This is a genomic window from Desertibacillus haloalkaliphilus, assembly GCF_019039105.1.
GTDB classification, from domain to species: Bacteria; Bacillota; Bacilli; order Bacillales; family KJ1-10-99; genus Desertibacillus; species Desertibacillus haloalkaliphilus.
In genome coordinates, this window is record NZ_JAHPIV010000318.1 from 1 (window position 1) to 383 (window position 383).

The window sequence follows — 383 nt, forward strand, 5'->3', positions numbered from 1 at the left end:
CCCCTTTTCTTCCTTCTTTCTCCCCTCTTTCTCCCTCCTTCTTTCTCCTCTCTCCCTTCCCTCCTTCTTCTCTTCCCCCCTCTCCCTTTCCCTTCCTTTTCCCTTCCCTCCCTCTCCTCCCTTTCCCCCCCTTCCTTCCCTTTCCCTCTCTTCCTCCTCCTCTCTCCTCCCCTTTTCCCCCCTCTTTTTTCTCCCTCCCCCCCCCTTTTCTTTCCCCTCTTCCCCCTTCTCCCTTTTTTTCCCCTTCTTTTCCCTCTCCTTTCTCCTCTCTCTCTTTCCCCTCTTCCTCCCCCTCTTCCTTCTTCCCCCCTCTCTCTCTCCCCCTTTTCCCCCTTCTCCCCTTTTTCTCTTCCCCCTCTTTCTCCCCCCCTTCCCTCCTCTCT

At 56.1% G+C, this 383-nt stretch carries 1 protein-coding gene; it reads right to left on the reverse strand.

Annotation, left to right across the window (positions count from 1 at the left end):
* On the reverse strand, window positions 1–383 hold a 383-nt coding region (locus KH400_RS30015; protein ID WP_217228310.1), incomplete at both ends, for a hypothetical protein.